The sequence below is a fragment of the Streptomyces sp. NPDC030991 genome (genome assembly GCF_055571235.1).
This window is the reverse complement of record NZ_JBVIFR010000005.1, coordinates 338,980-364,981: the sequence shown is the minus strand read 5'-3', so window position 1 is coordinate 364,981 and position 26,002 is coordinate 338,980. Positions and strand designations below refer to the sequence as shown.

Below are 26,002 nucleotides of genomic sequence, written 5' to 3'. Positions count from 1 at the left end.
CCCACCGGTCAGCATTCTGTCACCACTTGTCACCTTTCTGTCACTGCGCCGCTCCCGCATGCCGTGATCGTCACGGCGCCCGCACGGAGCGGGGGAGAGGGCAGAACACGGGAGGGCGGCCTGTGGGAGGGTGAGGGCGATTCACCTTGGAGGTGGGCGGGGCCATGGCCGAACTGCCGCACGAGGAACAGTTGGCGGCGGCTTTCGTCGACCTTGCCGACACGTCGGTACGGGACTTCGACGTCATCGACTTCCTGCACACGCTGGCCGAGCACTGCGTGCACCTGTTGGACGTACGCGCCGCGGGCGTCCTGCTCGTCACCCCCGGTGGCGACTTGGTGGACGCGGCCGCGTCCGACGAGCGCACCCGCAAGCTGGTGACGGAGAGCATCGAGTGGGACGAGGGCCCGTGCCGGGACTGCTGTCGTACCGAGGCGCAGGTCCCTGACGTCGCGTTGGATTCACCTGCCGCGCGGATGCGGTGGCCCCGGTTCGCGCCGCGGGCCGCGGGACTCGGCTTCACCTCGGTCGTGGCCTGCCCCCTGCGCCTGCACGACCAGGTGATCGGAGCCCTGAACCTCTTCCGGGACCGGCCCGGCCCCCTGAGCGCCTCGGAGTTGCGGCTGGGGCAGGCCCTGGCCGACACCGCCACCATCGGCGTCCTGCACCAGCGGGCGGTGAGCGAACAGATGACGGTGAACGCGCAACTCCAGGCGGCCCTGGACTCCCGCATCATCATCGAACAGGCCAAGGGCTACCTGGCACACCGGCTCGGCACCGACGTCGAGGACGCCTTCGCCATCCTGCGCGGCCACGCACGCCACCGTCGCGTACGGCTCACCTAACTCGCCCGGCAGGTGCTGTTGGGCACGACCGATCCCGCGCTGCTCCGCCGTCCCGATCGGTGAGGTGGCCCCGCACCGCCGGGGGCGGGCGGTCATCCGCTTCCACATCACGTCCGGAAGGGGGCGGCCACGGTGACGCATCCGGTCATGACCGCCCATCTGTGTGCCCTCGGTTCGCATCGCCGAGGTCCACCAGGCCACCGGTCGCCGACCCTCCAACGCCAGCCTCAGGCACCCGGGTTCGCCGAGTCACCGAACCCCCAACTGTCTCCGCCCCCGGGCTTGCCCGGTCACCGCACCGGCCTGCGGGCCCACACCTCGCGCCCCGATTCCTCCGCGCCCGGCCCCGAGGCGGTCAGTTCCTTCCAGCCCCAGGCGCGGACCAGCTCCCTGACCCCGGCCGCCGCCCGGTCCCGGTCGACACCGATCACCACCAGGTCATGGGCGAGGCGGGAGAGCAGCAGCTCACCGAGGCGGGTCGCGACGCCGCCGCGGCGGTGCGTGGGCAGCACCATCAGTTCGGTGAACACGAACACCCGCCCGGACGCGGTGAGTTCCTCCGTCTCCGGCGACACCTCCACGGGATAGTCGGCCCACCATGCCCCGTCGCGATCGACACGGTGCCCGTACGCGCAGCCGACGAGGCCGGTGGCGTCGGCGACGGACATGTCGAAGCCCTCGTGCCGCACGTCCTGCTCGAAGCGGCGCAGGAACCCCGTCCGGTCCCGGTACTCGGCGCCGGCGGCGGCGGCGCGGTACGCCATGACGTACAGATCGGCGACGGCCTCACGCTGCTGCTCGGCCTGCCACCGGGTGAGTCGGCGCAGGTATACCTCGGCCATCCGGACTCCCTTCGCTGTCCCCTCGGTACAGCCCGGCTCAGCGGGTCCTCCTACGGCTGGTGCGGGCGCGGCGACGGTGCGACGAGAACCGGGCCGCGGCCCCCGTCACGGTGGTCGTGCCGGTCGGCGGAGGCAGCCGTAGGGACGGGCTGTCGGGGGAGCGTACCGCTGTTGCCCGGGTCGGCGTGAGCCCGTCGGCCGGGCAGGACGCGGACGCGGGAGCGCGACGCGGGTCTCCCGGCGTGCCGGGTGGCGCGGCGCTGGGTCACGTGCGCGGCGATGGCAAACAGCGTCAGGACGCCGGCCATGGTGAGTGCTGCGGCCACGGCCCTCACCGCCCGGTGGCGGTGGGGACGGCGCGGGTGGCCCGGACGGGGGGCGCGCCGCCCTCGTCCTCCCACTCTTCCCGGGCGCCCGGGACGCGGTCGTCCACGGGCGCGTCGTGCTGCCCCGCGGTCTCCGCCGCGACGAGATCGGTGGCGGTCAGCGGGGGCCCGTCGGGGTCGCAGGCGGCGGCCATGAGGTGGGCGGCGCTCGCGGCATCCGTCTCGGGCGGGATGATCAACAGATCCCAGCGGCCGGTCCCGTAGGAGAGCAACAGGAGCTTGTGCGGGTCGAGTTCAGGGGTGAACCAACCGATCTTGAGGACCCTGCCGTGGACGGTCGCCCGGCGCGGGACGACGGGCCAGAGCATCGGATTGACGGCGACGCGGGTGATGCGGCCCCACAGCGGGTCGAGTACGTCGGCCAGCGCGGGGAGTTCGGCGGCCAGATCGCGTGAACGGGGCCACCAGGCGCCGTCCAGCAGACCGTGACCCGTCGGGGTTTTCAGCGAGACCCGGGCGGCGGGATGCGCGGGGGTGGCGGAGGTGGGCGTGGTGGTCGCGGTCATGATGCGAACCTGTCTTCGGAGCGACATGACGGTCGTCCCCGAGGCCATGACTCACCGAGGACGAGACCTGCGCGGATGCCGGAATACGAAGGGCCCTGGGTGCTCCCATGCTACTCCCGCGGAAGGAATCGGTGACGCGTCCGGCGCCGAACGTCACTGCCCGGGCGGGCTTTCCGTCGCCATCAGGGCGGTGCCGTCGAGGCGCAGGGCGGGGTCGGCGGCCGCGGCCATCAACCGGGCGGCCACGTCGGCCGCGCTGTGCGGCGGCACGACGAGCAGGTCCCAGCGTCCGGCACCGTAGGAGAAGAGACGGATCGTGTGCGGGTCGAGGCCAGAGGTGAGCCAGGTGATGGCGACCGTGCGGCCCGTCACGGCGAGGGTGTGCGGCTGCGTCGGCCAGCTTCCGCGGTGGGACGACACGCGCGTCACGCGTCCGCGCGCCGCGTCGAACGCGTCGGTGAGGGACGCCAGTTCGACGGTCAGGTCGTCGCTGCGGGGCCACCACGCTCCGCACACCGGGCCCGCCGGAAAGGTCGGCGGACGCAGGGCGAGCCGGGCGGGCGGGTGCGGGGCGAGGCGCTCGGGGATGCTCGAACGGCGTTGAGGCGTCGGTGCGTTCAAGACGCACGTCCTTCCAGGGGTCGCCGTGACGGCGGAGCCCGGAGTCGTGGTGCGCCGGAAGCGACGTCGAGCCAAGTCGGCGTGCGAGGAGCACCCGGCACTCCCAGCGTACGGCCCGGCCCATTCCGCGTCGGCGGAAGTACGGTGAGGGGCCGAGGACATGCGTATGCCGGTGCCCGACCGCGGCGGCAAGGCGCCCTTCCCGGCGGGCGCCGACGTCGTCGGCCGGGCGCGCCGGGACCTGCTCGCCGCCCCTCGGACACGACCGCGGAGGCCGCGGAGGCCGCGGAGGCCGCGGCGCCGATCATGGCCCGCGCGGCGGGTGCTGGCTCTCGCACCGGCCGCGTGTGACGTGGACCGAGACGGCCGCACGGACGCCTCGGCGGGGCGTGCGCGGCCCCGCCCCGCACTCAAGTCGCTTACGCACCGGCCCTATTGACGCGCGTAGCCGGATCCGGGCAGTGTCGGGGTCTCTTGCATCTCCTCCCCCCTTCGCCCCAGGAGGCACTGTGCTCGGACGGCACTTTCGCGCCCTGCTCTCATTTGTCATGCTCGCGTCTTTAACGGTGCTCGGGACCGCGGTCACCACCGGCACCGCGCACGCCGACGACTGCTACACGTGGAATCGGACCCTCGGTCAGGGCGCCAGTGGCGAGGACGTCCGGCAGCTGCAGATCCGGGTCGCCGGATACCCCGGCCAAGGAGCTGTCCTCGGCGTGGACGGCGCGTTCGGCCCGGCGACCAAAGCCGCGGTCACCCGTTTCCAGAAGGCGTACGGCCTGTCGGCGGACGGCATCGCGGGCGCCCAGACCTTCAACAAGCTCTACGCCCTCCAGGACAGCGACTGCACCCCGGCCCACTTCACCTATGCCGAGATGAACCGCTGCAACTCCGACTGGTCCGGCGGCGCCGTCTCCGCGGCCGCCGCCAGGGCGAACGCGCTGCAACAGATGTGGAAGCTGGAGGCCCTGCGGCACGCCCTCGGCGACCGCGCCCTGACCACCAGCAGCGGCTTCCGCTCCACCGCCTGCAACAACGCCGTCGGCGGGGCCGCGAACAGCAACCACCTCTACGGCCGCGGCATCGATCTCGTCGGCACACCGTCCTACTGCGAGATCGTCAAGCAGGCCCGGAACCACGGCTTCAACGAGATCCTCGGCCCGGGCTACCCCGGCCACAGCACCCACGCCCACCTCGGCAGCCAGAGCGGGCGCTACTGGTCGGCGTCCTCCTGCGGAATCTGAGAGCAGACGGGGGTTCAAAGACAGGCTCTGAGGGCGCGCACGAGGCGACGGGCGGGCCCCGCCACAGCCGGCGGGGCCCTCTCCTGGTGCGGTCGGCGCCGGCCCCGGGCAGGGTAAGAGGGGAAACATTTCCGTGCGGCTCGCGGGCGACATGGAAGAACGCATGCGGGGGCCGCTCGCTGAACCGGAGTGATCAATGGTCCGTGGCGGCTCGTCCGGCGACGGCGAGGAGCTGCTCGACAGGCTCGGGACGATGACGGCCCGGGCGCGGGAGCTGGCGGAGAGCCAGCGGTCCCGGGTCGAGTTCGCCGTCGAGCTGCAGCGCGGCATGCTGCCCCGGGACCTCCCTCACCCGCCCGGCGTCCGCGTGGCCGTGGGGTACACGCCCGCCACGCACGGGCTCAACGTCGGGGGTGACTGGTACGACGCCTTCACCCTGCCGGACGGCCGCGTCGGCATGTCCATCGGCGACGTCCAGGGCCACAACATCAAGGCGGCCGCCTTCATGGGACAGGTCCGCGTCGGACTGCGCGCGCTGGCCTCCGTCACCGCGGACCCCGGGGAGCTGCTCCGCCGGACGAACGACCTCCTCACCTCTCTGGGCGCGGACCTCTTCGCCACCTGCACGTTCCTGCGGCTCGATCCGGTCACCGGCGTCCTGGAGTGCGCGCGGGCCGGTCACGTCCCCCACATCTGGGCGACCGCCGACGGCCGCTCCGGCATCGACGACGGGGAGGGCGGCCCCCCGCTCGGCGTGCTCGAAGGCGCGGAGTACCCCGTCACACGCCACCAGCTGACCGTCGGAGGCGTCTTCGTGCTGCTCACCGACGGCGTGGTGGAGGGCCCTTCGCTCGCTCTGGACGACGGGCTCGGACAGGTCGCGCGGCTCGCCGAGATCGCCGTCGTCGCGGGTCTGGGCATCGACGCCCTCGCCGCCGCGGTCATGAGGATGGCGGACACCGTGGGACACGAGGACGATGCCGCCGTCCTCGTCGTCGGCCACGACGGCGGCACCCGGGGAAGACTCCTGCCGGACACCTGAGACACGCGGGCCCGCCTGTCCCCGCCGGGCCAGGGACCCGCCCCCCGAGGCGGCTCGGGCCGTCCGCCGCACGCCTGTGCGACCGTGCCCGCCCGGGGGCTTCGTATGGCCGAGGCGGCCGGAGCGGTGTCTCATAGCTGCTGTGGCGGACGGTGGAGGGTTGCGACAGCCCGCGAAGGCGGCCCTGGAGACGCTGGCCGTGGCCGCGCTCTACTACGTGGCCGGGCGCCTCGGCCTGCTGGGCCGGCTCGGCATCGGAGGCGTGGTGGTGACACCCATCTGGCCGCCGACCGGTGTGGCCGTCGCCGCACTGCTCGTGTACGGCGTACGGGTCTGGCCGGGTATCGCGGTCGGTTCCCTCCTGGTCATCGCCTCCTTGACCACTCCACAGCCCATCACGCTGGTCAACGTGGCGGGCAACACCCTCGCGCCGCTGTGCGCCTTCCTCCTGCTGCGCCGGGTCGGGTTCCGGCTCGACATCTCGCGCCTGCGGGACGGCCTCGCCCTGGTCTTCCTGGGCGGACTCTGCGCCATGCTGATCAGTTCGACGATCGGCGTCGGGGCACAGGTGCTGACCGGGGCGCTGGACACGGAGGACTTCTGGTCCCTGTGGCTGGCCTGGTGGGTCGGCGACGCGATGGGGGTCCTGCTCGTCACCCCGCTGCTCCTCGTCCTCCTGGGCGCGGCGGGCCCGCTCCGGGTCCGGCGCTGGGTGGAGGGCGCCTGCCTGCTCCTGGCGGCCGCCGTCCTCGTCCCGCTGGCCGCCCTCAGCGCCATGAGCCTGCTCTTTCTCGTCTTTCCCCTGCTGATCTGGGCCGCGCTGCGCTTCCAGCTGCTCGGCAGCATGGTGTGCGCGCTGTTCGCGTCCGTCCTGACCACCTTCGAGGCGAACACCGGCAACGGCGCGTTCCTGCACATGAGCGACGTCGAGATCATGGCCAAGCTCCAGGCCTTCAACGGCGCCGCCGCCCTGACCGCCCTGCTGCTGTCCTCCCTGGTCACCGAGCAGCGCGCCACCCGCCGTTCCGTGCAGCGGGCCTGCGACGAACTCGCGGAGGTCCTCGACCACCTCACCGCGGGGGAGAACCCGCCCGGCGTGAGCGGCAAGCACGCGAGGGACGGGGAGAGCGAGACCGGCGATCCGAGTGGCCCGCGGATCTGAGGGCGGACGCAACCCCGCACGAACCGCCCCCCCCGTGCGGCAGGCGCCTTCCTGCCCGGCGCCCTGTGGCACTCCGGCATCGGCGGGTACCCATCCCCTGGTCAACCTTCGACGAAAACAAGGAGCATTCATGCGCTACCGCACCCTCGGCAGCTCGGACCTTCAGGTCTCGGAGATCTCGCTGGGATCCTGGCTCACCTACTCCGGCGGCGTGGAAGCGGACAAGACCCGTGCCTGCACCGAGGCGGCGTTCGAGGAGGGCATCAACTTCTTCGACACCGCCAACGTCTACGGCCAGGGAGCGGCCGAGACGGCGTGGGGCGAGATCCTCTCGGCCCGGCCGCGCGACTCCTACGTCCTGGCCACGAAGGTCTTCTTCCCGATGTCGGACGACCCGGCCGACCGCGGGCTGTCCCCGGCGCAGATCGCCCGGCAGATCGACGCTTCCCTCAGCCGCCTGAAGACCGACTACGTCGACCTCTACCAGGCGCACCGCTTCGACCCGTCCGTGCCGGTCGAGGAGACCATCGAGGCGTTCCAGAAGGTCGTCGAGCAGGGCAAGGCCCGCTATCTCGGCTTCAGTGAGTGGACCCCCGAGCAGATCCAGGCCGGCATCGACATCGCCGGGCCCGACCTGTTCGTCTCCTCCCAGCCGCAGTACTCCATGCTGTGGCAGGCCCCCGAGGCCGAGGTCTTCGGGCTGTGCGCCGCCAACGGCATCTCGCAGATCGTCTGGTCCCCCCTGGCCCAAGGCGTCCTGACCGGCAAGTACAAGCCAGGCCGGCCCGTCCCGGAGGGCAGCCGGTTCGCCTCCGCGGACATGGCGGTCTCGAAGGACCTCGTCTACAACGACGCCACCCTGGAGGCCGTCCAGCGCCTCGGGCCGATCGCCGAGGAGGCCGGACTCAGCCTGCCCACGCTGGCGTTGGCCTGGATCCTGCGCCGCGGCGAGGTCGCCTCCGCGATCACCGGCGCCTCCCGCCCCGAGCAGGTGCACGCCAACGCCGCCGCCTCCGGCGTCGAGCTCCCGGACGACCTGCTGGCGGCCGTCGACGAGGCCCTCGGCACGGCCCCCGTCACCGAACCCACCCTCGCGCCCGGCGCCCAGGCCGAGATCAAGCACCGCTGACCCGCACGCTCCTGGGCGCGGGCGGGCCGTTCGCCCGCGCCCGGCCGCCTCCGCCCGCTGCCGTGCCCGCGCCCACCGTCCTTCTCAAACCCGCGCTGCCCTCGCATGATCGGTCTCATGGCATTCCTCTCTCCTCCTCTCCGGCCGTGGCTGATCCCCAACGCTCTTCTCCTCGTCGTGCTGGCGGTCTGGGGTGTGCTCCGCTACCCCCGCCTCCCGGCCCGGATACCGAAGCACATCGGGGTCGACGGAGTGGACGCCTGGACGGACAGGTCGGTCGGCAGCGCGTTCGTACTCGTCTTCGTCTACGCGGGGGTGACGGTCCTGATGGCCTGCTGCGCGGAGTGGACGCTCCGGGTGACACCGCGCGATGAGCTGGCGCAGACCGGCTCCGCGCCGTTCGCCGCCATGTCGTCCCTGACGAACAGGCCCGCCACCCGGGCCTCGGCACGCCGGGTCGCGCGCTCGCTGCTGGTGTGCAGCGCCTGCATCGGCGTCTCGTTCCTCGCCGGCTGCGGAATGCTCTGGCGTGCCACACCGGATCCGCGTGTGCCCGAGTGGTTCTTCGTGGCGATGATCGCGCCGATCCTCGTCGGCAGCGCCGTGACGGTCGCCGCTGCCGTGAGCGACCGGAGGCGATGAGTCCGATTCGCGTCGTTCCCGCGGATCGGGCCTGATTTGGATGGTTTCCGGTCGGATCATGGCCGAGATGTGAACCCTCCATTGACAGGCTTCCGGACACTTCGTAGCTTCTCGAATCATCGGTAATTCCGATGATTTAATTTCTAGATCATTTAGATTTCGGGGGAACGATGTCCGGACGAACGACAGCGACCGGCGGGCGGGGGTGGACCCTGGCCGTGGTGTGCGTGGCCACGTTCATGCTGCTGCTCGACCTCACTGTGGTGAATGTGGCCCTGCCCGACATCAGGGACGCCTTCGACGCGAGCTTCACGTCGCTGCAGTGGGTGCTCGACGCGTACGCCCTGGGGCTCGCCGCGGTCCTTCTGACGGCCGGGTCCCTGGCGGACCGCCTGGGGCGCAAACGCGTCTTCAACGTGGGCTTCGTCGTCTTCGTCCTCGCGTCGCTCGCCTGCGGCCTCGCGAACGACGTCGCCGTACTGTCCGTGTCCCGGGGGATCCAAGGGCTCGGCGGAGCGGTGCTGTTCGCCGTCGGCCCCGCCCTGATCGGACAGGAGTTCCAGGGCAAGGACCGGGGCAAGGCGTTCGGGATCTTCGGCGGTGTGGTCGGGCTCTCCATCGCCTTCGGGCCGCTCATCGGGGGCGCGCTCACCGACGGGCTGAGCTGGCGCTGGATCTTCCTGGTGAACGTCCCGGTCGGACTGGTCGCCATGGCCGTTAGCGGGCTGCGGATGCGCGAGTCCCGCGACGGGTCGGCCCCGGCCGTCGACTGGTGGGGTCAGGTGCTCTTCACCGGTGCGCTGACCCTGCTCGTCCTCGCGCTGCTGCGAGGAGAGGCCGAGGGCTGGGGGAGCGCGCCCATCGTCGGCATGTTCGTGGGCTCCGCCGTACTGCTCGGGGCGTTCGGCGTCGTGGAGCGGCGCCTCGGCGAACGGGCCATGTTCCAGTTGTCGTTGTTCAGGAACAGGACGTTCAACGGGGTGTCCGTGGTGACGCTCCTCTGTGCCGCCGCGACGATGTCGGCGATCTTCCTCCTGGTGTCGTACGTGCAGAACGTGCTGGCGTACTCGCCGTGGGAGACAGGACTGCGGTTCCTGCCGCTGACCGGCACGCTGTTCGTCGCGGCCGCGATCGCGGGGTCGCTGACCACGCGGGTGCCGCAGCGACTGCTGATGGGGTCGGCCCTGGCCCTCATCGCGGGCGGTCTCGCCCTCGTCGCGCTGACCGGCCCGGACACCTCCTGGACCGCGCTGCTGCCGAGCATGTTCGGCATCGGCCTGGGGATGGGGCTGTTCAACCCGCCGCGTGCGTCGCTCTCCATCGCCGTGGCGGAACCGTCCAAGGCGGGCATGGCCTCCGGGATCAACGAGACGTTCCAGCAGGTCGGTGTCGCCATCGGGATCGCCGGTTTCGGCGCCGCGTTCCAGAGCCGGGTGACCGACCTGTTCGCCCAGTCCGACGCGGGACGTCAACTCGGCTCGTCCGCCCATGAGTTCGGTGAGGCGGTAGCGGCGGGCGGCGGCGCGGAAGCCGTCGGCCGGGCGCCCTCGGGGCTCGCCCCCGCGCTGGACGCGGCGGCCCGCACCGCCTTCGTGGACGGTCTGACCGACGTGATGTGGGTGTGCGCGGCCGTCGCCCTGGTCGGTTCGCTCGTGGGATTCCTCTTCATCCGCACCCGGGACCTGCACGAGAGCGCCAGGGGCGAGGCCGTGCCCACCGTGGACGTGGCACAAGGGGCCCCGGACGGGGAGAGCGCCGGCCGGCTGACCGTGGTGGAGCCCGCGCGCGCCGGAGGAGAGCGGTAGGCGGCCGGACCCGATGTCCTGGCGGTGGCACCGGCCTTGGAGGCCGATGCCACCGCCAGTACGCTTTGTGGCACCGACGATCGGCGCCAGGAATGTTCGGCAGTGCCGAACATCAAGCACCGCGTGCCGAGCACCGTGCCCGGCGCGAGCGGCAGCGAGCAGTAGCGAGCAACAAGGGGGAACAGCCCGTATGACACACGCGACGCCCACCCCGGCGCACCCCGCCGGGCTCGACTTCCCCCTCGTCCGCAGAACCGGCTACCTGCTGAACAAGGCCGGGTCGATCCTGATGGAGGACGCGGAGCGCGCGCTGGCCGAGCAGGGCATGCGCCTGCGCTACTTCTACGTACTCGCCGCGCTGGAGAGTGACCTGAGCCTCTCCCAGCAGGACCTCAGCAGGCTGCTCCACCTCGACCCCACGACCATGGTGGCCCTCATCGACGAGATGGAGCAGGCCGGCCATGTGGAGCGGCGGCGCAACCCCTCGGACCGCCGGCGGTACATCCTGCGCCTGACCGACGAAGGCCGTGCGGCACTCGCGCGCGCGGGCGGCGCCGTCGACGCGGTGGAGCGGGACTTCCTCGCGGCCGTGCCCGCGGAGGACCGCGAACGGCTGCGGACACTCCTCGGTAATCTGCTCGCCGACCGCTGGCCGCGCGTGATCGCCTGCGAATGAATGGAATTCCTGAATCCCTTTATGGAAAAGCCTTTGGGTGGATCTGTGGAGGGCGTCACACCTCCCTTATGAAGCGCTTTCTCCGTAGCTTGTCGTGTTAGTCTTTTTTCTGTCAGGGTCGCGCGACCCTGACACGGGGGAAGGTTTAACGGGGAATGAACTGCAAAGAGAGTGAAAAGAACGGCAAAGCTCTATTCTACGGATCTCTGGACAGCTGTGTCGGACCGGGCAGCACCCGTTTCTTCGGGAGCGGGTACAAGCGCGTCACTCAAACCCTCAGGGACATCGCGACCGACGGCAGTGACCGGCCGGGCGCACGCGTCACCGCACGCGGGGCGCTCACGTATCCGCAGGACTGGTCCCGCAAGACGGGCACCGGTGACCTGCGGCCGCACCTGAGCAGCATCGACGCGCTGGTGCTCGCCGCCAGCCTGGCCGAGGTGCACATCGCCCAGGCGTTCGGCCTCGGTCCGGCGCAGCGGCGCCGGGTCTGGCTGCGCCACGCGGACGTGCGGGCCGGCAGCAGTCCGCACGAGGAGCTCGCGGACTTCCCCGTACGGGGCAGGCTCCTCGACGTCGTCGACGCGGGCGTCCACGACGAAGCCGCCGAAGCCGAAGCCGAAGCCGACGGGTCGACCGGGGGAGTCCCCACGCTGGCCAGTACGTTCGAGTGCCGGGTCGGGCGGCTGAAGGTGCGCTGCACGCTCGTGCACGAACAGGGCGACGGCGCGGGGAAGCCCGCCACGTACGCGGACGAGAAGCAGGCCCTCGGGCCGGCGCGGACGCGTCACTACGGCACCGGCTACAAGCAGCACGACCAGCACGCCGAGCAGGTCCGCGTCGACCTGGAGCGGCAGGAGGTCCGGGTGCTCCAGCACGTCGTCGCCGCGGACGCGGAACCGCTCACCTGCGGGGCAGAAGCGGCCTACAGCCCGTCGGTCTCCCTGGTCGACGCGCTCGTCGGCGTGGCCCAGCTGGCCCAGATCCTGCTCTACGCGCAGGACGGCCTGTCCCGCGGCAACAGCGACACCCTCTGGATGCGGCGCTTCGTCATCAGCGCGCGCACACCGGTACGGCCCCTGGGGCGCAGCTTCGTCCCGACCGTGAGCACCGCGAGCAGCAGGGTGCTGTCCATGGACGACGCGCGCTGGCGCACCGCGGAACTGGCCGTCGACGACTTCGCGGGCATCGGCGGCCGCTGCTGGCTGGCCCACCGCCTGCCCGCCGCCGCGTAGAACCGCGCGGCGGAAACCGGAATTCGTCACCTCGATTCCTTTTACCGACCGAATTCATGTGTCGGGCCGGTATGTGCGGAGCGATGCCTTTACGCGCACGTTTCACGTCAGTAACACCAACGGGGGAAACACGTCATGCGCTTTACACCCACGCTCCGATTAGGAGACGTGCTCGTCATATTGGAAGGACCGGCCCGAATGCTCTGGGATGATTCCGGCGCCGGGCCCGGAAGGAGGAACTGGACACCGACGGGGCTGTGGCCCGACGAGGCACAGCGCGCCCTGGTGCGCGAGCACCTGGCCGGGCAGCGGCCGTTGCTCGTCCTTCTGGACGACGCCCGCCGCCGCGTGCCCCTGCTGCGGGAGGAGTGGCAGGCCGCGCCCTATCGGCTGGTCCGCGAGCTGATGGGGGCCCGCCGTGGAGAGCACATGGAGGACACGGACGAGCTCGTCGAGGTCCAACTGCCCTTCCTCGACTGGCTGCCGGAGGCGCACCGGGGGCGTGCCGAACGTTTCCTGGCAGAGAGCGACGCGGCGCTGTCCCGCACACCGACGGCGCTCCTGCCGCCGCTCCTGATCGAGGAACGGCGGCCAGGAGTACCACCGAGTCCGCGCTTCGCCCGGCGGCTGCTGCCGAACGCGCTGACGGCCGACCGGTTCGAGGCCGCCGTGCGGCATCTGTTCGCCGACGCCACGCGCCCGTGCACGGCCTCGGCGGCATCGACAGCGGGAGCGACAGTCTGCGAGGCGGCCCGATGAAGCAGACACCGCCCCACGACGAACCGCTCCAGCTCTTCCTCAGCCAGCGCGAGATCGGCCGGCTGCTCGCCGAGACCGCCGCACGGAACCTGGCCCGCACCGGACGACGCCCGTACGCGCCCGGCACCACTGCCCCGAGGAGCCATTGATGGGACGCTCGGTCATGGTCACCGGAGGAAACCGGGGCATCGGACTCGCCGTGGCCACCACCCTGGCAGCCGACGGCGACCGCGTCGCCGTCACCCACCGCGACAGCCCCCCGCCCGACGGACTGCTCGGCGTGCACGCGGAGATGACCGATCCGGCGAGCATCGACGCGGCCTTCGCGAAGGCGGAGGTCGCTCACGGGCCGATCGAAGTGCTCGTCGTCAACGCGGGCATCACCCGGGACGGCCTGCTCCTGCGCATGGACGAGAAGGACTTCACGGACGTCGTCGACGTCAATCTGCACGGCGCCTTCCGTACCGTGCGCCGCGCGGTACGCGGGATGATGCGGGCGCGCTGGGGACGGATCGTGCTGATGTCCTCCATGACCTACGCGTACGGGGCGCCCGGGCAGGTCAACTACGCGGCGGCCAAGGCCGGGATGCTCGGCATGGCCCGCTCCCTCGCCTGGGAGCTGGGCCCGCGCAACATCACGGTCAACGTCGTCGCACCGGGCCTGATCGACACCGCCATGAGCCGCGAGATCACCGATCGCCGACGCGAACACCTGCTGTCCATCACCCCGTTGGGGCGCGTCGGTGAACCGGCCGACGTCGCCGCCGCCGTGCGCTACCTCACCGGTGAGTCGGGCCGCTTCGTCACCGGAGCGGTCCTCCCGGTCAGCGGCGGCCTCGGACTCGGCGGCTGAGCGCCCCGCTCCTTCACACCCCGGCCGCGGCCGGGCCATCCACGACGGGAAGAGAACCCACCATGGGGAACACGAGCACCCCCGCCCCGCAGCGCGGTCTGCACCTGGCGATCTCGGGCACGTACTCCAGCGGCAAGAGCACCACGACGGAGACGCTGTCGATGGCGACGGGCATCCCCCGCACCCACGCGATGACCTCCCGGGAGATACTCCTCGACCTCGTCCCGGGCAAGCAGGTCCAGGAACTCAGCGCGATGGAGCTCACGATGCTCGGGCTGCGCCGGCTCGAGGAGCGCATCCACAACGAGGCGGGCGACGGACCGTTCATCTCGGACGGCTCCGTGATCCACGAGTGGATCTACGGCGAGGCCCGCATGCGGGTCGGGATCAACCCCGGGGCGAACCTGCTGCTGCGGACGGTGAAGAACGTCGCCGGGCTGCCGGTGAAGCGGTTCTACCGCCAGTACATGGACGCGTACGGCGCCGTCACCAAGGCCCGCGCCAAGCGGATCTACGACGCCTACGTGCATCTGCCGGTCGAGTTCGAGATGAAGGCCGACGGCCACCGGCCCGTCTCCGAACCGTTCCGCAAGATGTCCGACGAACTGCTGATCGAGACACTGGAGGAGCTGGAGATCCCGTACCACGTGGTCCGCGGCAGCGTCCGCGAACGCGTGGAGCGGATCGTGGACCTCTTCGACCTGCCCCTGGTCATGCCGCTCGACGAGGCGATCGAGCGGGCCGGCACGAAGGTGGTCCAGGCCACCCGGGTGCTGGAGCAGGACGCCCGCTTCCACGAGGCCCAGCGGGTCAAGTCCCTGCGGCGGCGCCTGTCGTACGCGATCCGCTTCTGACCTCGGCGGACCGGCCGGTGGGCGACGTGTTCGCCCACCGGCCACCGGCACCGGCTAGCTCAGGGTCTTGAGCGCCGCGGTGTCGTACGGCTTCAGCTCGTCGAAGCGGCCCTGGAGCACCTTCGCCGCCCACTGCGGGTCCTGGAGCAGGGCGCGTCCGACGGCGACCATGTCGAACTCGTCGCGCTCCAGACGGTCGAGCAGGTCGTCGATGCCCTTGGTCTGCGACCCCTCGCCCATGAACGCACTGATGAAGTCGCCGTCGAGACCGACGGAGCCGACCGTGATGGTGGGCTTGCCGGTGAGCTTCTTGGTCCAGCCCGCGAGGTTGAGGTCCGAACCGTCGAACTCCGGGTTCCAGTAACGACGGGTCGAGGCGTGGAAGGCGTCGACGCCGGCCGCCGCGAGCGGGTTCAGGATCGCCTCCAGCTCCTCCGGGGTCTCCGCGAGCCGCGCGTCATAGGCCTCCTGCTTCCACTGCGAGTAGCGGAAGATCACCGGGAAACCGGGGGAGACCTTCGCGCGGATCGCGGCGACGATCTCGACGGCGAACTTCGCACGTGCCACGGGGTCGCCGCCGTAGGCGTCGCCGCGCCGGTTCGTCCCGGCCCAGAAGAACTGGTCGAGCAGGTAACCGTGGGCGCCGTGCACCTCGACGCCGTCGAAGCCGATGCGCTCGGCGTCCTCGGCGGCCTGCGCGAAGGCACCGATGACGTCGTCCAGGTCGGTCCGGGTCATCGCCCTGCCCGTGCCCTCGGTGCCGTCGATGCGGAGCCCGGAGGGGCCGACGGGCGAGGCGTCGGCGAAGGGCGGCTGCCCCGGCTTGCGCACCATGCCGATGTGCCACAGCTGCGGCACGATCGTGCCGCCCGCCGCGTGCACGTCCTCGGCGACCTTCGCCCACCCGGCCAGCTGCTCCGCACCGTGGAAGCGCGGCACCCGGTCGCTGTCGCCCGCCGACGCGTGACCGACGTACGTGCCCTCGGTGACGATCAGGCCCACACCCCCGGCGGCACGCCGGGAGTAGTACGAGCGAACGTCCTCGCCGGGGATGCCGTCCGGCGAGAACATACGCGTCATGGGCGCCATCGCGATGCGGTTCGGAACGGTCAGGCCGTTCAGGGCGACGGGCCGGGACAGGATCTCGGCGGCGCGGGAGACGGGCGGCACAGCGGCAGTCACAGAATGCTCCTAGTAGGTACCGGTCGGTATGTGCACAGGAAAGTAATCACCTGCGCCAACCGACTCACCTGCCACGGCATTCCGTCGCCCCCGGCGAACCGCCCTGTGATCCCCGCCACGACGTCCGGGGCCGGTGGCGAGGTGCGGCCCTCGGGTCAGGGGCGGGGCCGCAGGGTGGGCGCGGAGGGGGGCTGCCCGGTCAGGTTGGTGAGCAGTTCGGTGCACAGATCGCGGAGTTTGATGTTGCGGTGCTGGGAGGCGGACCGCAGGATGCCGAAGGCCTCGTCGGCGGTGCACCGGCGCCGGTCCATGACGACGCCGAGGGCCTGGTCGATGACGCTGCGGTACTTCATGGCCTCCTGCAACTGATCGGCGAATTCCTGCGCGTCGGTGAGGCGCTTGGCCAGGGCGATCGCACCGGTGGCCTGGGCGGCCAGCGCGCGCAAGGCGGTGAGATCGGCTCGGGCGAACGCGTCGGGCGGGGCGGCGTACAGGTTGAGCGCGCCGGCGGTGTGGGTGTGGGCGGCGATCGGCAGGGAGTAGGAGGAACGGATTCCGCAGGCGGCGGCGTAGACGGGATAGTCGCCCCACCTCGTCTCCGCCAGCATGTCGGGGACGCCGAGTTCTTCGCCGCTGCGCAAGGACTGGAGACAAGGGCCGTCGTCCTGGCCGTACTGCTTCTCGTCGAGCTTCGACGCCGAGGTCCCGGAGCTCACCACGGTCAGCGGGCGGCCGTCGCGCTCCAGCGTGAGACCCGCGCCCTGGGCGTGGGACAGCTCGAGCGCGGCGTCGGCCAGCGTCTGGAGAAAGTCTTCGAGTGAGTCGGTTTCCAGCAGCCACTGGGTGATGTGGCTGCTGTCGTACGCGTCATCGGCGCTCATCAGCGTTCCTTCGCACGGCCGGCGGCTTCTCGGACGTCGTCTTCGCGGTAATCGGCCTCCTGCTTCTTCCCAGGAGTACCACCTCGCGCTCGGCCGGGACCGATGGAGGGCGCATACACAGAGGTCGGCCGCGCCCGGTATCCGCGGCGTGGATCAGCGGCATCAGTACTCGCGATGGGCCGGGGGATTCCGCCGGGGGCCGAGTCGACCGCACAGTGTCGCGTACGTCATCGGCCGGTACACCGTGACGGCACGCAGCCGTGGTCCGCCAGGGCGCCGCCGTGCCCACGGCGCCCGGCACCTGACGGGGCGGCGACGCCCGCCCTGTCACCTGTGCGAGAGGACCCCTCCATGTCCGGACCCTGGTCAGCCACGCTGCGGCGCACTCTCGGCATTGCTCCGGTCCACCGCTTCCGGCCCGTCGCCCCGACGGTGGTACGCATCGTCGGCGGGGCCGTCATGGCGGTCCACGGCATCGACAAAATGATCGACGGGCCCGCCCGGTTCGGGGCGTTCCTGGACAGCATGAGCGTTCCCGCGCCGACCTTCGTGGGGTGGGCGGTGGCGGGCGGGGAGACCCTCGGCGGGTTGCTGCTCGCCGTCGGGCTGCTGTCGCGGTTGACGGCCCTGGTGCTCATCGCCCATCTGTGTGTGGCGACCGCGCTGGTCAACGCGGATACCGGGTTCATGACGCCGCAGCAGGGTCCGGCGAGCGGAGCGGGGGCGGAGTTCCCGCTGATGATGGTGGCGGCACTGCTCGCCGTCCTGCTGGCCGGGCCCGGGCCGCTCGCGCTCGACCGCGCTCTCGGCATCGAGGCCCCGCCCGCACCGACAGCCCGCCGCTCCTCGGACGCCGTGCCGCCGTCAGCGGTCCGCGCGTCACTCGTCAGCGGCGCGACCGGGGGAGCCGTCGGCGCGGGAATGAGCGGGCTGGTCAACTACCTGTTCGTCGGAGTGCCCGCCGGCGCCGGGGCGAACGCCGCCAACCATGCCGTCTCGGGGCTGATCAGCGGGTTCCTCGCCGGGTTCCTCGGGTTGCTGATGCACCAGCGCAGGTACGGCGCCGCCCCGCTCCCCGGGACGGGCGGGACGGACACCGGCGATCCCTTGCCCGGGCGGGCCGGAGGCTGACGAGGCCCGGCGGGGTTCGATGCGCCGACCGGGACGGTGACCGAGGTTCCTGTCCGGCGACGCCCGGGCGGTCCCCGCAACCCGGTTCGGGGCGGCGGCGGCCGGGTCACGCCGTCCTTGTCCCCCTCTCCGCGGCCAGGAACGGATGCAGCAGCGTGAGCAGCGCGCGCGGCCGGTGCAGCGGGATGATGTGGCCGCAGTCCTCCATGACGTGTCCGGTGAGATCGTCGCTGACCGGGCGGAGCTGGCGTTCCAGCGCCGCGCCGACAGGCCGGGCGCCCAGCGCCAGCGTCGGCACCGTGAGGCGGGCCCCGGCGACTTCCCGTTCGATCAGCGCCGCGCTCTCCGGCAGCGCCCGGTAGTACGAGAACGCGCGGCGCAACGCCTGGCGGCCGGTGTACGCCCGCACGAAGGCGTCCCGGAGGGCGGGGCGCACCCCGTCGCCGAGCGTGCCGGTGCGCAGGAACCAGTCGACGTAGTCGGCCTCGTGCCCCTCCAGTACGGTCTCGGCGAGGCCGGGCGCGGCGGAGTGGAAGCCGAACCACCACGGCGGCCCGTCGGCGAGGAACTCCTCGGCACCGGGCAGCCTGCCCAGCAAGGACTCCATGACGACCAGGCGGCGCACGAGGCCGGGGCGGCGCAGCCCGAGGAGGAAGGCGGGCGCGGCACCCGCGTCGATGCCCACCACCGCCGTCGAGGAGACCCCGAGCGCGGCGAGGAGCCCCGCCGCGTCCTCGGCCAGGGTGCCCGCGTCGTACCCCGTGGCGGCTTGGCCGCTCGCGCCGAACCCGCGCAGGTCCGGCGCGATGACGCGGTAGCGGCCGGACAGGTCGGCCATCACGTCCGTCCACACTTCCCAGGTGTGCGGGAAGCCGTGCAACAGCAGGACGGCCGGGCCGGATCCGGCCAGGGCGACGTTCAGTTCGACCCCGTTGACGGGGACGCGGCGCAGCTCGGGCATGGAGCACTCTCCAGGTGTGCGGGGCGGGGCGGTTCGGTGACGAAAGGTGACGTGGTCACCGTAGGGAACTAGCCTGGTCCGCCCAAGACGGCACTTTTCCTTCAGGAGGTGAGCCGCAGGTGACCACGTCGAGGTCTCCCGGCCGGGACCGAAAGACCGGTGAGCGCGGTGACGTGCTGGATCCGCGCTGCCCGACCCGCCAGTTGCTCGACCGCGTCGGCACCAAGTGGACGTCGATGACGGTCAAGGTGCTGGCCGAGGAGGACCCGGACGAGCTCCGCTTCGCGGAACTGCGGCGCCGGATCCCGGGCATCTCGCAGAAGATGCTCTCCGTCACCTTGCAGAGCCTGGCCCGCGACGGCCTGGTCGCACGCCGCGTGGAGCCCACCGTCCCGCCCGCCGTCCACTACCGGCTCACCGAACTCGGCCTGTCCCTCGAACGACCGCTGGCCGCGCTGCGCGTCTGGGCCGAGACACATATGCCGGAGATCGACCGCAACAACCGGCGCGCCGCCGAACTCCCCGCCGACTGAGGCCCGCACCGTCGCCGACGACATCCGGCGGTGGTCACACGTTTTTACTTCCAGTGCTTCGCCAGTAACCCGCCCGGAGACGGCATCACGGGTTTCCTCAGGCAGGGGGACCCGGTCGGCAGGAGCGCCCGGTGAGCAGATTGTCGGTCGCGGCGGAGACGACGGAATCGAGCCGGTCCCGGGCGTGCGTCAGCTCGGCGATGCGCCGGTCGGCACTGTCGCGCTCGGCGGCCAGCCCCTCCAGCAGCTCCGGGGTGGCCTGACCGTCGACGACGCGCGGAAGCAGTTCGACGATCGTCTTGCTGGAGAGCCCCGCGGCGTACAACCGCTGCACCAGCAGGACCCGGTCGACCGCGGAGCCGGCATAGCGGCGCTGACCGCTCGGGCTGCGCTCGGAGGTCAGCAGGTGCTGTTCCTCGTAGTACCGCAGGGCCCTGACACTGACGCCGGTGCGGGCGGCGAGCTCTCCGATGCGCATCGTCTCTCCTCGGCGAGGCACGCCGGGCGACGGGCCCGCTTGCCTCTGACGTCGACGTCAGGTTTTAGCGTAACTCGGGCCCCACCTCGGCCCGTACCGCCCCGTACTACGTGGAAGCGCAGCCTCATGAGCCAGCCCGCACCCGCGAGGACCGGCGTCCCGGACGCCCTCGCCCTCGCCCCCGCTCCGATCGTCTCGGTGAAGCCGATCGCGCTGCCCGCCCCGGAACGCGGCGCGGACCTGCACGTACGCGTGTCCGCCCCCGCCACCGGGTACGGCCTGCCGATCGTTCTCCTCGCGCACGGATTCGGCTCGGACCTGGACGGCTACGCGCCGCTGGTCGACCACTGGGCGGCCCACGGCTTCGTGGTGATCCAGGCGACCCACCTCGACTCCAGGAGGTCGCACCTCGCCGCGGACGACCCCCGCAGGCCCGACCTGTGGCGCCACCGAGTGCGGGACATGAAGCGCATGCTCGATGATCTAGACACGCTGGAGGCGGCCGTTCCCGGCCTGGCCGGACGGGTGGACCGACGCCGGATCGTCGCGGCCGGGCACTCCTTCGGCGGGCAGACGGCGGCCGTCCTGACAGGTCTGCGGGTCACCGACCCGCGGACCGGGATCGCGGAAGACCTCTCCGACCCCCGGGTGCTGGGGAGCATCCTGCTGGCCACCGCGGGCAGCGGCGGCGACCATCTGTCGCCGTTCGCCCACGACAACCTCCCCTGGCTGCGGGAGCAGGACTTCTCCCGCATCACCTCGCCGACCCTGGTGGTCGCCGGGGACGAGGACGAACTTCCGCTCTCCACCAGGGGTCCGGCCTGGACCACCGACCCGTACACCCTGAGCTCCGGCGACAGGAGCCTGCTCACCCTCTTCGGCGGCCGGCACTCCCTCGGCGGCATCTCCGGCTACGAGGCGGCGGAGACCACTGACGAGAACCCCGCACGAGTGGCCCTGATCCAGCGGGTCACCCTCGCCCACCTGCGCCACGTCACCGGCGTCGACGACACCGACTGGGCAGCCGTCCGGACCGCCCTGGCGGCGGGTTCGCACCCGTTGGGACGGCTGGAGAGCACGCCGGGATCCGCCAAGAGCCCTACGCGAGACCGCCGTTGCTCCTCAGCAGCTGTCCGTTGATCCACTGACCTCGGGGTGAGCGGAGGAAGTCCACGAGATGCGTGGGGCGCCGAGGTCGCCGGTGAGACTGATGCCCCGGCCGGTCCCGGGTTCGCCGGTGCAACGGCAGCACGGCATCGTCCGCGCCCGGGGCCGTCGGGAGCGAGTGCTTTTGCGGCTACGGGGCAGAAGGCGCGCCCGCCCGGTACACGGCGTCGATCAGGGTCATCTTGCGGGGGTCGTCCGCGATGTGCGTACCCATCCGGTTCATGACGTAGCCGACGCTGATCCCCGCCTCGGGGTCGGCCAGCCCGAACGAGCCGCCGAAACCGTCATGGCCGAAGGCGCGCGGGTTGGGGCCGTACGAGCCGTTCCGGCCGCTCAGCCAGACGCCGAGACCGGTCTCCGTGTCGTGTGCGAAACCGGCGCCCAGGACCAGGTCCCGGCAGCTTCCCTGACCCTCGCGCACGCGTTCCGCGGTCTGCGCCGACAGCAGCTGTGGCCCGGGCGCACGCGCCTTGCCGAGGAACACTCCGTACAGTGCGGCGACTCCGCGGGCGGTCCCGTGGCCACCCGCGGCGGGAAGCTCGGCGGCGCGCCACTCCGGGGTGTTCGCGTCGGCCGCCCCGGTGACCGGGTTGGCCAGGGAGGCCAGCGCGACCGGCGGCAATTGGGCACGGGCGGCGGCCTGTTCACTGCCCGGGGCGGGCGCCCGGTGTACCAGCTCGGCCGCGCGCCCGGCCTCCTTCTCCGGCAGGCGGATGGCGAAGTCGATGCCGAGCGGCTCGGTGACCTCCTGCCGCAGGAACGCGGACGGCAGCTGCCCGCTGATGCGCCGTACGACCTCGCCGACCAGGAATCCGTAGGTCAGCGCGTGGTACCCGGAGCGGGTGCCGGGCTCCCACCAGGGTTCGGTGGCGGCGAGGCGCGCGGTGGTCGACTCCCAGTCGTAGAGGTCCGCCAACGTGTGCGTCTCGCGCAGCCCGGCCAGCCCCGCGCGGTGCGAGAGCAGATGGTGTACGCGGATGTCCGCCTTGCCCGCCGCGGCGAACTCGGGCCAGTAGGCGGCGACCGGCGCGTCCAGGTCGAGCAACCCCCGCTCGGCCAGCAGATGCGCGCACAGTGCCGTGGCTCCCTTGGTCGTCGACCACACGTTGACGAGGGTCTCCCGCTCCCACGGGCGGCTGCGCGCGGCGTCGGCCCAGCCGCCCCACAGGTCGACGACCGGTTCCCCGTGGAGCAGCACGGTCACGGCGGCGCCCAGTTCGCCGCGCTCGCGGAAGTTCTCCTCGAACGCGGTGCGGACCCCCTCGAAACGCGGGTCGCACACCCCGTTCACCTGCGGCGTCGCCTGCTCGGCCATGGCACCTCCGGCCTCCTCGGACCGGGCGCCCTCCATACGAGTACCCGGCTCCGCCCCCATACCGACTGGTCGGTCTCGCGCAGGAATATACCGACAGATCAATCCGGCGGGAAGGGGTGCGCGGGCCGATCCGCGCAGCCGACGCACGGGGTGGTCCACACGTCACAGAGCGGTGAGAAGGCTGTCGAGCGGGGGAGGGGTCCGGTCCGGGGCGAGCGCCTCGACGAGCAGGCGGGCGTAGTGGATCTTGCGGCCCTTCTTCGTACCGAGGAAGCGCCGCAACTGCTGATGGCACGGTCGGCCGTGCTGGGCGGGCTGGCGCTGGAAGGTCTGCCAGGCACGCACGTCGCCCTCGGCGCGGAGGATCTCCTCGACCCTTGCTGTGCCGAGCGCGCGGATGAGTTCGTCCTCCAGGTCCGCCGCGCACACGCGGATGTCCGCGAGCGACGCCTGAGCCCGCGTCAGGGCGCGCTCGTAGAAGCCTTTCTCGCCCTCGTCGCAGAGCCCTGTCAGGCGCAGACCGAGTCCCGCGGGGCCGAGGAGGTGGGCGTAGCGTCCGACGCTCATCGCCCCGCCCATCGGCACGACCCCTACTCCCTCGGCTGCCAGGTCCCGGCCGCGCCGGGCGGCCAGCGCCTCCACCGCCGCGAGGTCGCTCAGCCCTTCCAGCAGTACCGCGGTCCGCACCCCCAGACTCCCCGCGAGAGCACGCGCCGGTCGTTCGGGGCCGCCCGCCGCCCAGGTGGTGACCGCCTCCTGGAACGCCCTCATGTCCGCCATGGGGTGAGTCTGCACGTCCCCGGGGAGCAGGGCACGGAATTATCCGCCGGGGTCGAAGAGAGCGGTGCGACGGCGGCCGACGCGTGGCGTCCTGGTCGCGGCGGGGCCGCCCGGCGGCACGTCGGAAGAGACAAAGAGGCCCTGGCTGGACGGGGGGGACCAGCCAGGGCCGTACAGGTGTGGCGTGCGGAGGGCGGTCGCCTCGCGGCGAAAGGCTCCATGGGGCTTCAGCCGAACGATCGTCCCCATGGGCTATAGGTGAGGCCCGGGGACACTGTCCCCTCCGCAGCCACATAGAGAAGAACGATGGGCTGTACAAGGATGTTCCGGATCCGCGCCTGATACGAGGGTGAACTGGGACACATCTCACCGGCGATCCTCGGCGCGCTCCGTGGCGCCCTCATGTCGTGGACGCCGGGGCCGTGGGCAGCGGCTTGGGCGGGTAACCGCGCAGGACCAGAGAGGTGGTGACCGGTCCGTATCGGGCGAGGGAGTCCACGACCTGTTCGAGGCGCTCGGCGTGCGTACAGTGCACGTCGAACAGCAGGCAGTCCTCTCCGGTGACACGGAGGGTCGAGACGATCTCGGGTGTCCGGGCGCCGAGGGTGAGCGCCTGGGCCAGCTGTGCGTGCGTGGTGCGGAGCCGGACGACGGCGTGGATGTTCAGGCCCACCGCGGCGGGGGCGACGACCGCGCGGTAGCCCGTGATGACCCCGGCCTTCTCCAGGCGTTGGATGCGGGCGCTCGCGGCCGGCTGGGACAGGCCGACGCGGCGTCCGACCTCGGCTCCGGTGAGCCGGCCGTCGGCCTGGAGCAGTTCGAGGATGGCACGGTCGATCTCGTCGAGTGAATCCATCGTTGTCGCCCCCACATTCTTCGGAACCACTTGCTGAGCCCCTCCGGCGCCGCTGATCCACCGAGAATCGCTCCCTGACGAGCCCGCTCCGGCGCGGGCTACGAGTGGAACGGTGGTATCCGATGGTCGCGTACATCATCATCCCCGGGATCGGCGGCTCGGACGAGAGGCACTGGCAGAGCCGTTGGGAGAGGCGCTGGCGAGCGGCGGCGGTGCGGATAGCGCCCGCCTCCTGGGACAGGCCGGAGCTGGCGGACTGGGTCACCGCCGTCCAGGCGGCCTACGAGAGAGCTTCCCGGCGTGCGCCCCGGGTGGTCCTGGTGGCGCACAGCCTGGGCTGCTGGGCCGCCGCGCAGTGGCTGGACCGGGCGCGGCCGACCGGGGTCGCCGCGCTGCTGGTCGCGCCCCCCGATCCCCGGGGGCCCGTGTTCCCGCGGGAGGAGGCTCCGACCTTCCTGGACCTGGCCGCTCGCCCTCTGCCGTGCCCGGCCCTGGTGGTGGCCGGCGACGACGACCCGTACTGCGATCCGCGGGTGTCCGCCGCGTTCGCGCACGAGTGGCGGGCGCGCCGGCACCTCGTCGAGGGCCACGGGCACCTCAATGCCGACAGCGGGCTCGGGGACTGGGAGACGGGCCTGGGGCTGCTGCGTACGCTCGTCGAGGGTTCGAGCTGACGGCCGGACACCTGTCGGCCCGGCCGCCGGGGCTCGGCTCCGCCGCGTCGGCCGTCAGCTGTCGGCCGTCAGCTGTCTGTCGTCTGCCGTCAGCGGTCTGCCGTCAGCGGTCTGCCGTCAGCTGTCAGCCGGCTTGTCGGCGCTGTGCGGGGCGGCGGAGGTGCGTTGGGCGTCCGCGTGTTCCAACGTGTGCGTGACCTGCCGGGCGAGCGCGGGGTGCGCGGAGAGATGGGTCCGCACATCGGCGAGGGGGCTGAGGAGCTGGGCCGCGTCACTGTCGTCGAGCGCCCGGCGGACCCGGTCGAGCGGGGGCTGGGCGGTTCCGGGGAGATCGGCGAGTGCGGCGGCGACCTGCCCCGCGAGCTGGCGCAGTTCTCCGGCGTGGGACCGGGCCCAGGAGGTGACGTTGCGTTCTGCGGCGCGTTCGTCGCGGACGGCCTGTGCGCGCTGGTCGCCGGTGGTGCCGGGGGCACCGGGCCGCAGGCGCAGGTAACGGCGTTCGGCGGCCTGCCGGCTGTTGACACCCATGGGCTGGGCCAGGCTGGCCCAGCTGGCCCCCGCCTCGCGCGCCGTCTCGATCAGGGAGGCTTCCCAGCCGGCGATCCGCCCGCGGAGCTCGCGCAGCAGGAGCAGCGCGTCCAGGGCGGTGTCGACCTCGGGGGCGGGGACGCCGGGCCGGTCGTCGTGGGCGGCCTGGGCGGAGCGGGTCATGTCCTGCAACGCCGCATAGGCGGCATGGAAGGAATCGGGGGCGTGGGGGTCCGGGTGAGGGGGCTGGGGCACGGTTCTCCTCCTCGTGTCATCAGCGCGCTGACGCTATTGCTTGTCATCGTTACGATGACATGGTACAACCTTGGCAGGTGCAGCGCATGGCACACAAGGCCCTGACCCTGGAGGTGTAACACGATGCTGATGCGCACTGACCCCTTCCGCGAGATCGACCGCCTCGCCCAGCAGTTGTCCACCGGACCCACCGGGACATGGTCGAAGCCTGCACGGATCCCGATGGACGCCTACCGCGACGGCGACACCTATGTCATCGCCCTGGATCTGCCCGGGGTCGATCCCGACGCTCTCGACATCGGCGTGGAGCGCAACATGCTGACCGTGCGGGCCGAGCGGCGCCCCGCAGCGGCGGGCGAGGGCATCCGGACGCAGCTCGCCGAGCGCCCCATGGGGGTCTTCTCCCGCCGACTCCTCCTGGCCGACTCGCTCGACACCGAGCGCATCGAAGCCACCTACGAGAGCGGCGTGCTGAGCCTGCGCATCCCGATCGCCGAACACGCCGAGCCGCGGAAGATCAGCGTCCGCGGCCGCACCGCCACCGGCGAACCCCAGCAGCTCGCTACCTGACCCCACCGCACATCCCACACCCCACACACCCCCACCACGCTGACCGCAGAGGGCGGCTCGCGACGGCACGCGCGAAGAGTCGCCCGCCTC

The 26,002-nt window shown here is 71.9% G+C and carries 30 protein-coding genes and 1 pseudogene; 18 read left to right on the top strand and 13 right to left on the bottom strand.

Annotated features, from left to right (window positions below; translation table 11 throughout):
- Positions 1-164 precede the first annotated feature (164 nt).
- Positions 165-845, top strand: a complete 681-nt coding sequence (locus ACZ45E_RS12960) for a GAF and ANTAR domain-containing protein (RefSeq protein ID WP_468219923.1) — start codon at positions 165-167, stop codon at positions 843-845.
- Between the two features lie 290 nt (positions 846-1,135).
- Here ACZ45E_RS12960 and ACZ45E_RS12955 read toward each other — a convergent pair whose 3' ends face one another.
- The 4 genes from ACZ45E_RS12955 to ACZ45E_RS12940 form a co-directional block, all read right to left on the bottom strand.
- Positions 1,136-1,687 carry a GNAT family N-acetyltransferase gene (locus ACZ45E_RS12955; protein WP_468219922.1) on the bottom strand — a complete coding sequence of 184 codons (552 nt, stop codon included), beginning with the start codon at positions 1,685-1,687 and terminating at the stop codon, positions 1,136-1,138.
- A 50-nt stretch (positions 1,688-1,737) separates the two neighbouring features.
- A complete protein-coding gene (locus tag ACZ45E_RS12950) occupies positions 1,738-2,013 on the bottom strand; it encodes a hypothetical protein (RefSeq protein ID WP_468219919.1) in 276 nt (91 codons plus the stop codon).
- 5 nt (positions 2,014-2,018) lie between these two features.
- The gene (locus ACZ45E_RS12945; RefSeq protein WP_468219918.1) at positions 2,019-2,579 is read right to left on the bottom strand and encodes a DUF5994 family protein; all 561 of its coding nucleotides are present in this window, start codon (positions 2,577-2,579) and stop codon (positions 2,019-2,021) included.
- Between the two features lie 153 nt (positions 2,580-2,732).
- Complete coding sequence (locus ACZ45E_RS12940; protein WP_468219916.1) at positions 2,733-3,200, bottom strand: DUF5994 family protein; 468 nt, start codon at positions 3,198-3,200, stop codon at positions 2,733-2,735.
- A gap of 509 nt (positions 3,201-3,709) precedes the next feature.
- Here ACZ45E_RS12940 and ACZ45E_RS12935 point away from each other — a divergent pair.
- The 12 genes from ACZ45E_RS12935 (at position 3,710) to ACZ45E_RS12880 (ending at position 14,601) form a co-directional block, all read left to right on the top strand.
- Positions 3,710-4,444: a D-Ala-D-Ala carboxypeptidase family metallohydrolase gene (locus ACZ45E_RS12935; RefSeq protein ID WP_468219913.1), complete on the top strand. Its 735-nt coding sequence runs from the start codon at positions 3,710-3,712 to the stop codon at positions 4,442-4,444.
- Between the two features lie 196 nt (positions 4,445-4,640).
- Entirely contained in the window at positions 4,641-5,486 is an 846-nt protein-coding gene (locus ACZ45E_RS12930) for a PP2C family protein-serine/threonine phosphatase (protein WP_468219912.1), read from the top strand.
- Positions 5,487-5,646: 160 nt separating this feature from the next.
- The gene (locus ACZ45E_RS12925) at positions 5,647-6,648 is read left to right on the top strand and encodes an MASE1 domain-containing protein (protein WP_468219911.1); all 1,002 of its coding nucleotides are present in this window, start codon (positions 5,647-5,649) and stop codon (positions 6,646-6,648) included.
- Between the two features lie 130 nt (positions 6,649-6,778).
- Entirely contained in the window at positions 6,779-7,777 is a 999-nt protein-coding gene (locus ACZ45E_RS12920; protein ID WP_468219909.1) for an aldo/keto reductase family protein, read from the top strand.
- 117 nt (positions 7,778-7,894) lie between these two features.
- Entirely contained in the window at positions 7,895-8,419 is a 525-nt protein-coding gene (locus ACZ45E_RS12915) for a DUF1648 domain-containing protein (protein WP_468219906.1), read from the top strand.
- A 170-nt stretch (positions 8,420-8,589) separates the two neighbouring features.
- Positions 8,590-10,224: an MFS transporter gene (locus tag ACZ45E_RS12910; protein WP_468219904.1), complete on the top strand. Its 1,635-nt coding sequence runs from the start codon at positions 8,590-8,592 to the stop codon at positions 10,222-10,224.
- Between the two features lie 190 nt (positions 10,225-10,414).
- Positions 10,415-10,900, top strand: coding sequence for a MarR family winged helix-turn-helix transcriptional regulator (locus ACZ45E_RS12905; RefSeq protein WP_468219902.1), 486 nt, complete (start codon positions 10,415-10,417; stop codon positions 10,898-10,900).
- A gap of 155 nt (positions 10,901-11,055) precedes the next feature.
- The gene (locus tag ACZ45E_RS12900) at positions 11,056-12,135 is read left to right on the top strand and encodes an AvrD family protein (RefSeq protein WP_468219899.1); all 1,080 of its coding nucleotides are present in this window, start codon (positions 11,056-11,058) and stop codon (positions 12,133-12,135) included.
- A gap of 198 nt (positions 12,136-12,333) precedes the next feature.
- Complete coding sequence (locus tag ACZ45E_RS12895; RefSeq protein WP_468219897.1) at positions 12,334-12,894, top strand: hypothetical protein; 561 nt, start codon at positions 12,334-12,336, stop codon at positions 12,892-12,894.
- On the top strand, positions 12,891-13,043 hold the full coding sequence (locus ACZ45E_RS12890; protein ID WP_468219895.1) for a hypothetical protein: 153 nt from the start codon (positions 12,891-12,893) through the stop codon (positions 13,041-13,043). The genes ACZ45E_RS12895 and ACZ45E_RS12890 overlap by 4 nt, the downstream gene beginning before the upstream one ends.
- Entirely contained in the window at positions 13,043-13,747 is a 705-nt protein-coding gene (gene fabG / locus ACZ45E_RS12885; protein ID WP_468219893.1) for a 3-oxoacyl-ACP reductase FabG, read from the top strand. The genes ACZ45E_RS12890 and fabG overlap by 1 nt, the downstream gene beginning before the upstream one ends.
- 62 nt (positions 13,748-13,809) lie before the next feature.
- Positions 13,810-14,601 carry an AAA family ATPase gene (locus ACZ45E_RS12880; protein ID WP_468219891.1) on the top strand — a complete coding sequence of 264 codons (792 nt, stop codon included), beginning with the start codon at positions 13,810-13,812 and terminating at the stop codon, positions 14,599-14,601.
- Positions 14,602-14,655: 54 nt separating this feature from the next.
- Here ACZ45E_RS12880 and ACZ45E_RS12875 read toward each other — a convergent pair whose 3' ends face one another.
- Together ACZ45E_RS12875 and ACZ45E_RS12870 are read right to left on the bottom strand one after the other, a co-directional pair.
- Positions 14,656-15,783, bottom strand: coding sequence for an NADH:flavin oxidoreductase (locus tag ACZ45E_RS12875; protein ID WP_468219889.1), 1,128 nt, complete (start codon positions 15,781-15,783; stop codon positions 14,656-14,658).
- Positions 15,784-15,938: 155 nt separating this feature from the next.
- A complete protein-coding gene (locus ACZ45E_RS12870) occupies positions 15,939-16,664 on the bottom strand; it encodes a GAF and ANTAR domain-containing protein (RefSeq protein WP_468219886.1) in 726 nt (241 codons plus the stop codon).
- A 351-nt stretch (positions 16,665-17,015) separates the two neighbouring features.
- On the opposite strand from ACZ45E_RS12870, the gene ACZ45E_RS12865 reads away from it, so the two are divergent.
- Positions 17,016-17,795 (top strand): DoxX family protein, encoded by a 780-nt coding sequence (locus tag ACZ45E_RS12865; RefSeq protein WP_468219885.1) that lies wholly within the window; start codon positions 17,016-17,018, stop codon positions 17,793-17,795.
- Between the two features lie 106 nt (positions 17,796-17,901).
- On the opposite strand, the gene ACZ45E_RS12860 is transcribed toward ACZ45E_RS12865, so the two are convergent.
- The gene (locus ACZ45E_RS12860; protein WP_468219883.1) at positions 17,902-18,756 is read right to left on the bottom strand and encodes an alpha/beta fold hydrolase; all 855 of its coding nucleotides are present in this window, start codon (positions 18,754-18,756) and stop codon (positions 17,902-17,904) included.
- Between the two features lie 119 nt (positions 18,757-18,875).
- Between ACZ45E_RS12860 and ACZ45E_RS12855 the strand changes: the two genes are divergently transcribed.
- Positions 18,876-19,289 carry a winged helix-turn-helix transcriptional regulator gene (locus ACZ45E_RS12855; RefSeq protein ID WP_468219880.1) on the top strand — a complete coding sequence of 138 codons (414 nt, stop codon included), beginning with the start codon at positions 18,876-18,878 and terminating at the stop codon, positions 19,287-19,289.
- A 97-nt stretch (positions 19,290-19,386) separates the two neighbouring features.
- Here ACZ45E_RS12855 and ACZ45E_RS12850 read toward each other — a convergent pair whose 3' ends face one another.
- Positions 19,387-19,767: a MerR family transcriptional regulator gene (locus ACZ45E_RS12850; RefSeq protein ID WP_468219879.1), complete on the bottom strand. Its 381-nt coding sequence runs from the start codon at positions 19,765-19,767 to the stop codon at positions 19,387-19,389.
- Positions 19,768-19,893: 126 nt separating this feature from the next.
- Between ACZ45E_RS12850 and ACZ45E_RS12845 the strand changes: the two genes are divergently transcribed.
- Complete coding sequence (locus ACZ45E_RS12845) at positions 19,894-20,907, top strand: alpha/beta hydrolase family protein (protein WP_468219877.1); 1,014 nt, start codon at positions 19,894-19,896, stop codon at positions 20,905-20,907.
- On the opposite strand, the pseudogene ACZ45E_RS12840 reads toward ACZ45E_RS12845, so the two are convergent.
- From ACZ45E_RS12840 to ACZ45E_RS12825, 4 genes and pseudogenes are all read right to left on the bottom strand, one after another.
- A pseudogene (locus tag ACZ45E_RS12840) lies at positions 20,867-20,962 on the bottom strand (SDR family oxidoreductase); the annotation flags it as partial. The gene ACZ45E_RS12845 and the pseudogene ACZ45E_RS12840 sit on opposite strands and share 41 nt — an antisense overlap.
- Before the next feature lie 102 nt (positions 20,963-21,064).
- Positions 21,065-22,249, bottom strand: a complete 1,185-nt coding sequence (locus ACZ45E_RS12835; protein WP_468219874.1) for a serine hydrolase domain-containing protein — start codon at positions 22,247-22,249, stop codon at positions 21,065-21,067.
- 162 nt (positions 22,250-22,411) lie between these two features.
- Positions 22,412-23,029, bottom strand: coding sequence for a TOPRIM nucleotidyl transferase/hydrolase domain-containing protein (locus ACZ45E_RS12830; RefSeq protein WP_468219872.1), 618 nt, complete (start codon positions 23,027-23,029; stop codon positions 22,412-22,414).
- Between the two features lie 400 nt (positions 23,030-23,429).
- A complete protein-coding gene (locus ACZ45E_RS12825; protein WP_468219869.1) occupies positions 23,430-23,885 on the bottom strand; it encodes an Lrp/AsnC family transcriptional regulator in 456 nt (151 codons plus the stop codon).
- Positions 23,886-24,007: 122 nt separating this feature from the next.
- Here ACZ45E_RS12825 and ACZ45E_RS12820 point away from each other — a divergent pair, with 122 nt between their 5' ends.
- Positions 24,008-24,559, top strand: a complete 552-nt coding sequence (locus ACZ45E_RS12820) for an RBBP9/YdeN family alpha/beta hydrolase (RefSeq protein WP_468219867.1) — start codon at positions 24,008-24,010, stop codon at positions 24,557-24,559.
- 117 nt (positions 24,560-24,676) lie between these two features.
- Here ACZ45E_RS12820 and ACZ45E_RS12815 read toward each other — a convergent pair whose 3' ends face one another.
- A complete protein-coding gene (locus ACZ45E_RS12815; RefSeq protein WP_468219865.1) occupies positions 24,677-25,342 on the bottom strand; it encodes a type III effector protein in 666 nt (221 codons plus the stop codon).
- A gap of 123 nt (positions 25,343-25,465) precedes the next feature.
- On the opposite strand from ACZ45E_RS12815, the gene ACZ45E_RS12810 reads away from it, so the two are divergent.
- The gene (locus ACZ45E_RS12810; RefSeq protein ID WP_468219862.1) at positions 25,466-25,912 is read left to right on the top strand and encodes an Hsp20/alpha crystallin family protein; all 447 of its coding nucleotides are present in this window, start codon (positions 25,466-25,468) and stop codon (positions 25,910-25,912) included.
- The last annotated feature ends 90 nt before the right edge of the window (positions 25,913-26,002 follow it).

What these genes read in the sequence shown, in the direction of transcription:
- ACZ45E_RS12960 (WP_468219923.1), top strand. Translation starts at nt 165, where the DNA reads ATGGCCGAACTGCCGCACGAGGAACAGTTGGCGGCGGCTTTCGTCGAC.
- ACZ45E_RS12880 (WP_468219891.1), top strand. Translation starts at nt 13,810, where the DNA reads ATGGGGAACACGAGCACCCCCGCCCCGCAGCGCGGTCTGCACCTGGCG.
- ACZ45E_RS12850 (WP_468219879.1), bottom strand. Translation starts at nt 19,767, where the DNA reads ATGCGCATCGGAGAGCTCGCCGCCCGCACCGGCGTCAGTGTCAGGGCC.
- ACZ45E_RS12870 (WP_468219886.1), bottom strand. Translation starts at nt 16,664, where the DNA reads ATGAGCGCCGATGACGCGTACGACAGCAGCCACATCACCCAGTGGCTG.
- ACZ45E_RS12825 (WP_468219869.1), bottom strand. Translation starts at nt 23,885, where the DNA reads ATGGATTCACTCGACGAGATCGACCGTGCCATCCTCGAACTGCTCCAG.
- ACZ45E_RS12845 (WP_468219877.1), top strand. Translation starts at nt 19,894, where the DNA reads ATGAGCCAGCCCGCACCCGCGAGGACCGGCGTCCCGGACGCCCTCGCC.
- ACZ45E_RS12890 (WP_468219895.1), top strand. Translation starts at nt 12,891, where the DNA reads ATGAAGCAGACACCGCCCCACGACGAACCGCTCCAGCTCTTCCTCAGC.
- ACZ45E_RS12865 (WP_468219885.1), top strand. Translation starts at nt 17,016, where the DNA reads ATGTCCGGACCCTGGTCAGCCACGCTGCGGCGCACTCTCGGCATTGCT.
- ACZ45E_RS12910 (WP_468219904.1), top strand. Translation starts at nt 8,590, where the DNA reads ATGTCCGGACGAACGACAGCGACCGGCGGGCGGGGGTGGACCCTGGCC.
- ACZ45E_RS12835 (WP_468219874.1), bottom strand. Translation starts at nt 22,249, where the DNA reads ATGGCCGAGCAGGCGACGCCGCAGGTGAACGGGGTGTGCGACCCGCGT.
- ACZ45E_RS12820 (WP_468219867.1), top strand. Translation starts at nt 24,008, where the DNA reads ATGGTCGCGTACATCATCATCCCCGGGATCGGCGGCTCGGACGAGAGG.
- ACZ45E_RS12905 (WP_468219902.1), top strand. Translation starts at nt 10,415, where the DNA reads ATGACACACGCGACGCCCACCCCGGCGCACCCCGCCGGGCTCGACTTC.
- ACZ45E_RS12930 (WP_468219912.1), top strand. Translation starts at nt 4,641, where the DNA reads ATGGTCCGTGGCGGCTCGTCCGGCGACGGCGAGGAGCTGCTCGACAGG.
- ACZ45E_RS12955 (WP_468219922.1), bottom strand. Translation starts at nt 1,687, where the DNA reads ATGGCCGAGGTATACCTGCGCCGACTCACCCGGTGGCAGGCCGAGCAG.
- ACZ45E_RS12920 (WP_468219909.1), top strand. Translation starts at nt 6,779, where the DNA reads ATGCGCTACCGCACCCTCGGCAGCTCGGACCTTCAGGTCTCGGAGATC.
- ACZ45E_RS12895 (WP_468219897.1), top strand. Translation starts at nt 12,334, where the DNA reads ATGCTCTGGGATGATTCCGGCGCCGGGCCCGGAAGGAGGAACTGGACA.
- ACZ45E_RS12860 (WP_468219883.1), bottom strand. Translation starts at nt 18,756, where the DNA reads ATGCCCGAGCTGCGCCGCGTCCCCGTCAACGGGGTCGAACTGAACGTC.
- ACZ45E_RS12900 (WP_468219899.1), top strand. Translation starts at nt 11,056, where the DNA reads ATGAACTGCAAAGAGAGTGAAAAGAACGGCAAAGCTCTATTCTACGGA.
- ACZ45E_RS12945 (WP_468219918.1), bottom strand. Translation starts at nt 2,579, where the DNA reads ATGACCGCGACCACCACGCCCACCTCCGCCACCCCCGCGCATCCCGCC.
- ACZ45E_RS12810 (WP_468219862.1), top strand. Translation starts at nt 25,466, where the DNA reads ATGCTGATGCGCACTGACCCCTTCCGCGAGATCGACCGCCTCGCCCAG.
- ACZ45E_RS12830 (WP_468219872.1), bottom strand. Translation starts at nt 23,029, where the DNA reads ATGGCGGACATGAGGGCGTTCCAGGAGGCGGTCACCACCTGGGCGGCG.
- ACZ45E_RS12915 (WP_468219906.1), top strand. Translation starts at nt 7,895, where the DNA reads ATGGCATTCCTCTCTCCTCCTCTCCGGCCGTGGCTGATCCCCAACGCT.
- fabG (WP_468219893.1), top strand. Translation starts at nt 13,043, where the DNA reads ATGGGACGCTCGGTCATGGTCACCGGAGGAAACCGGGGCATCGGACTC.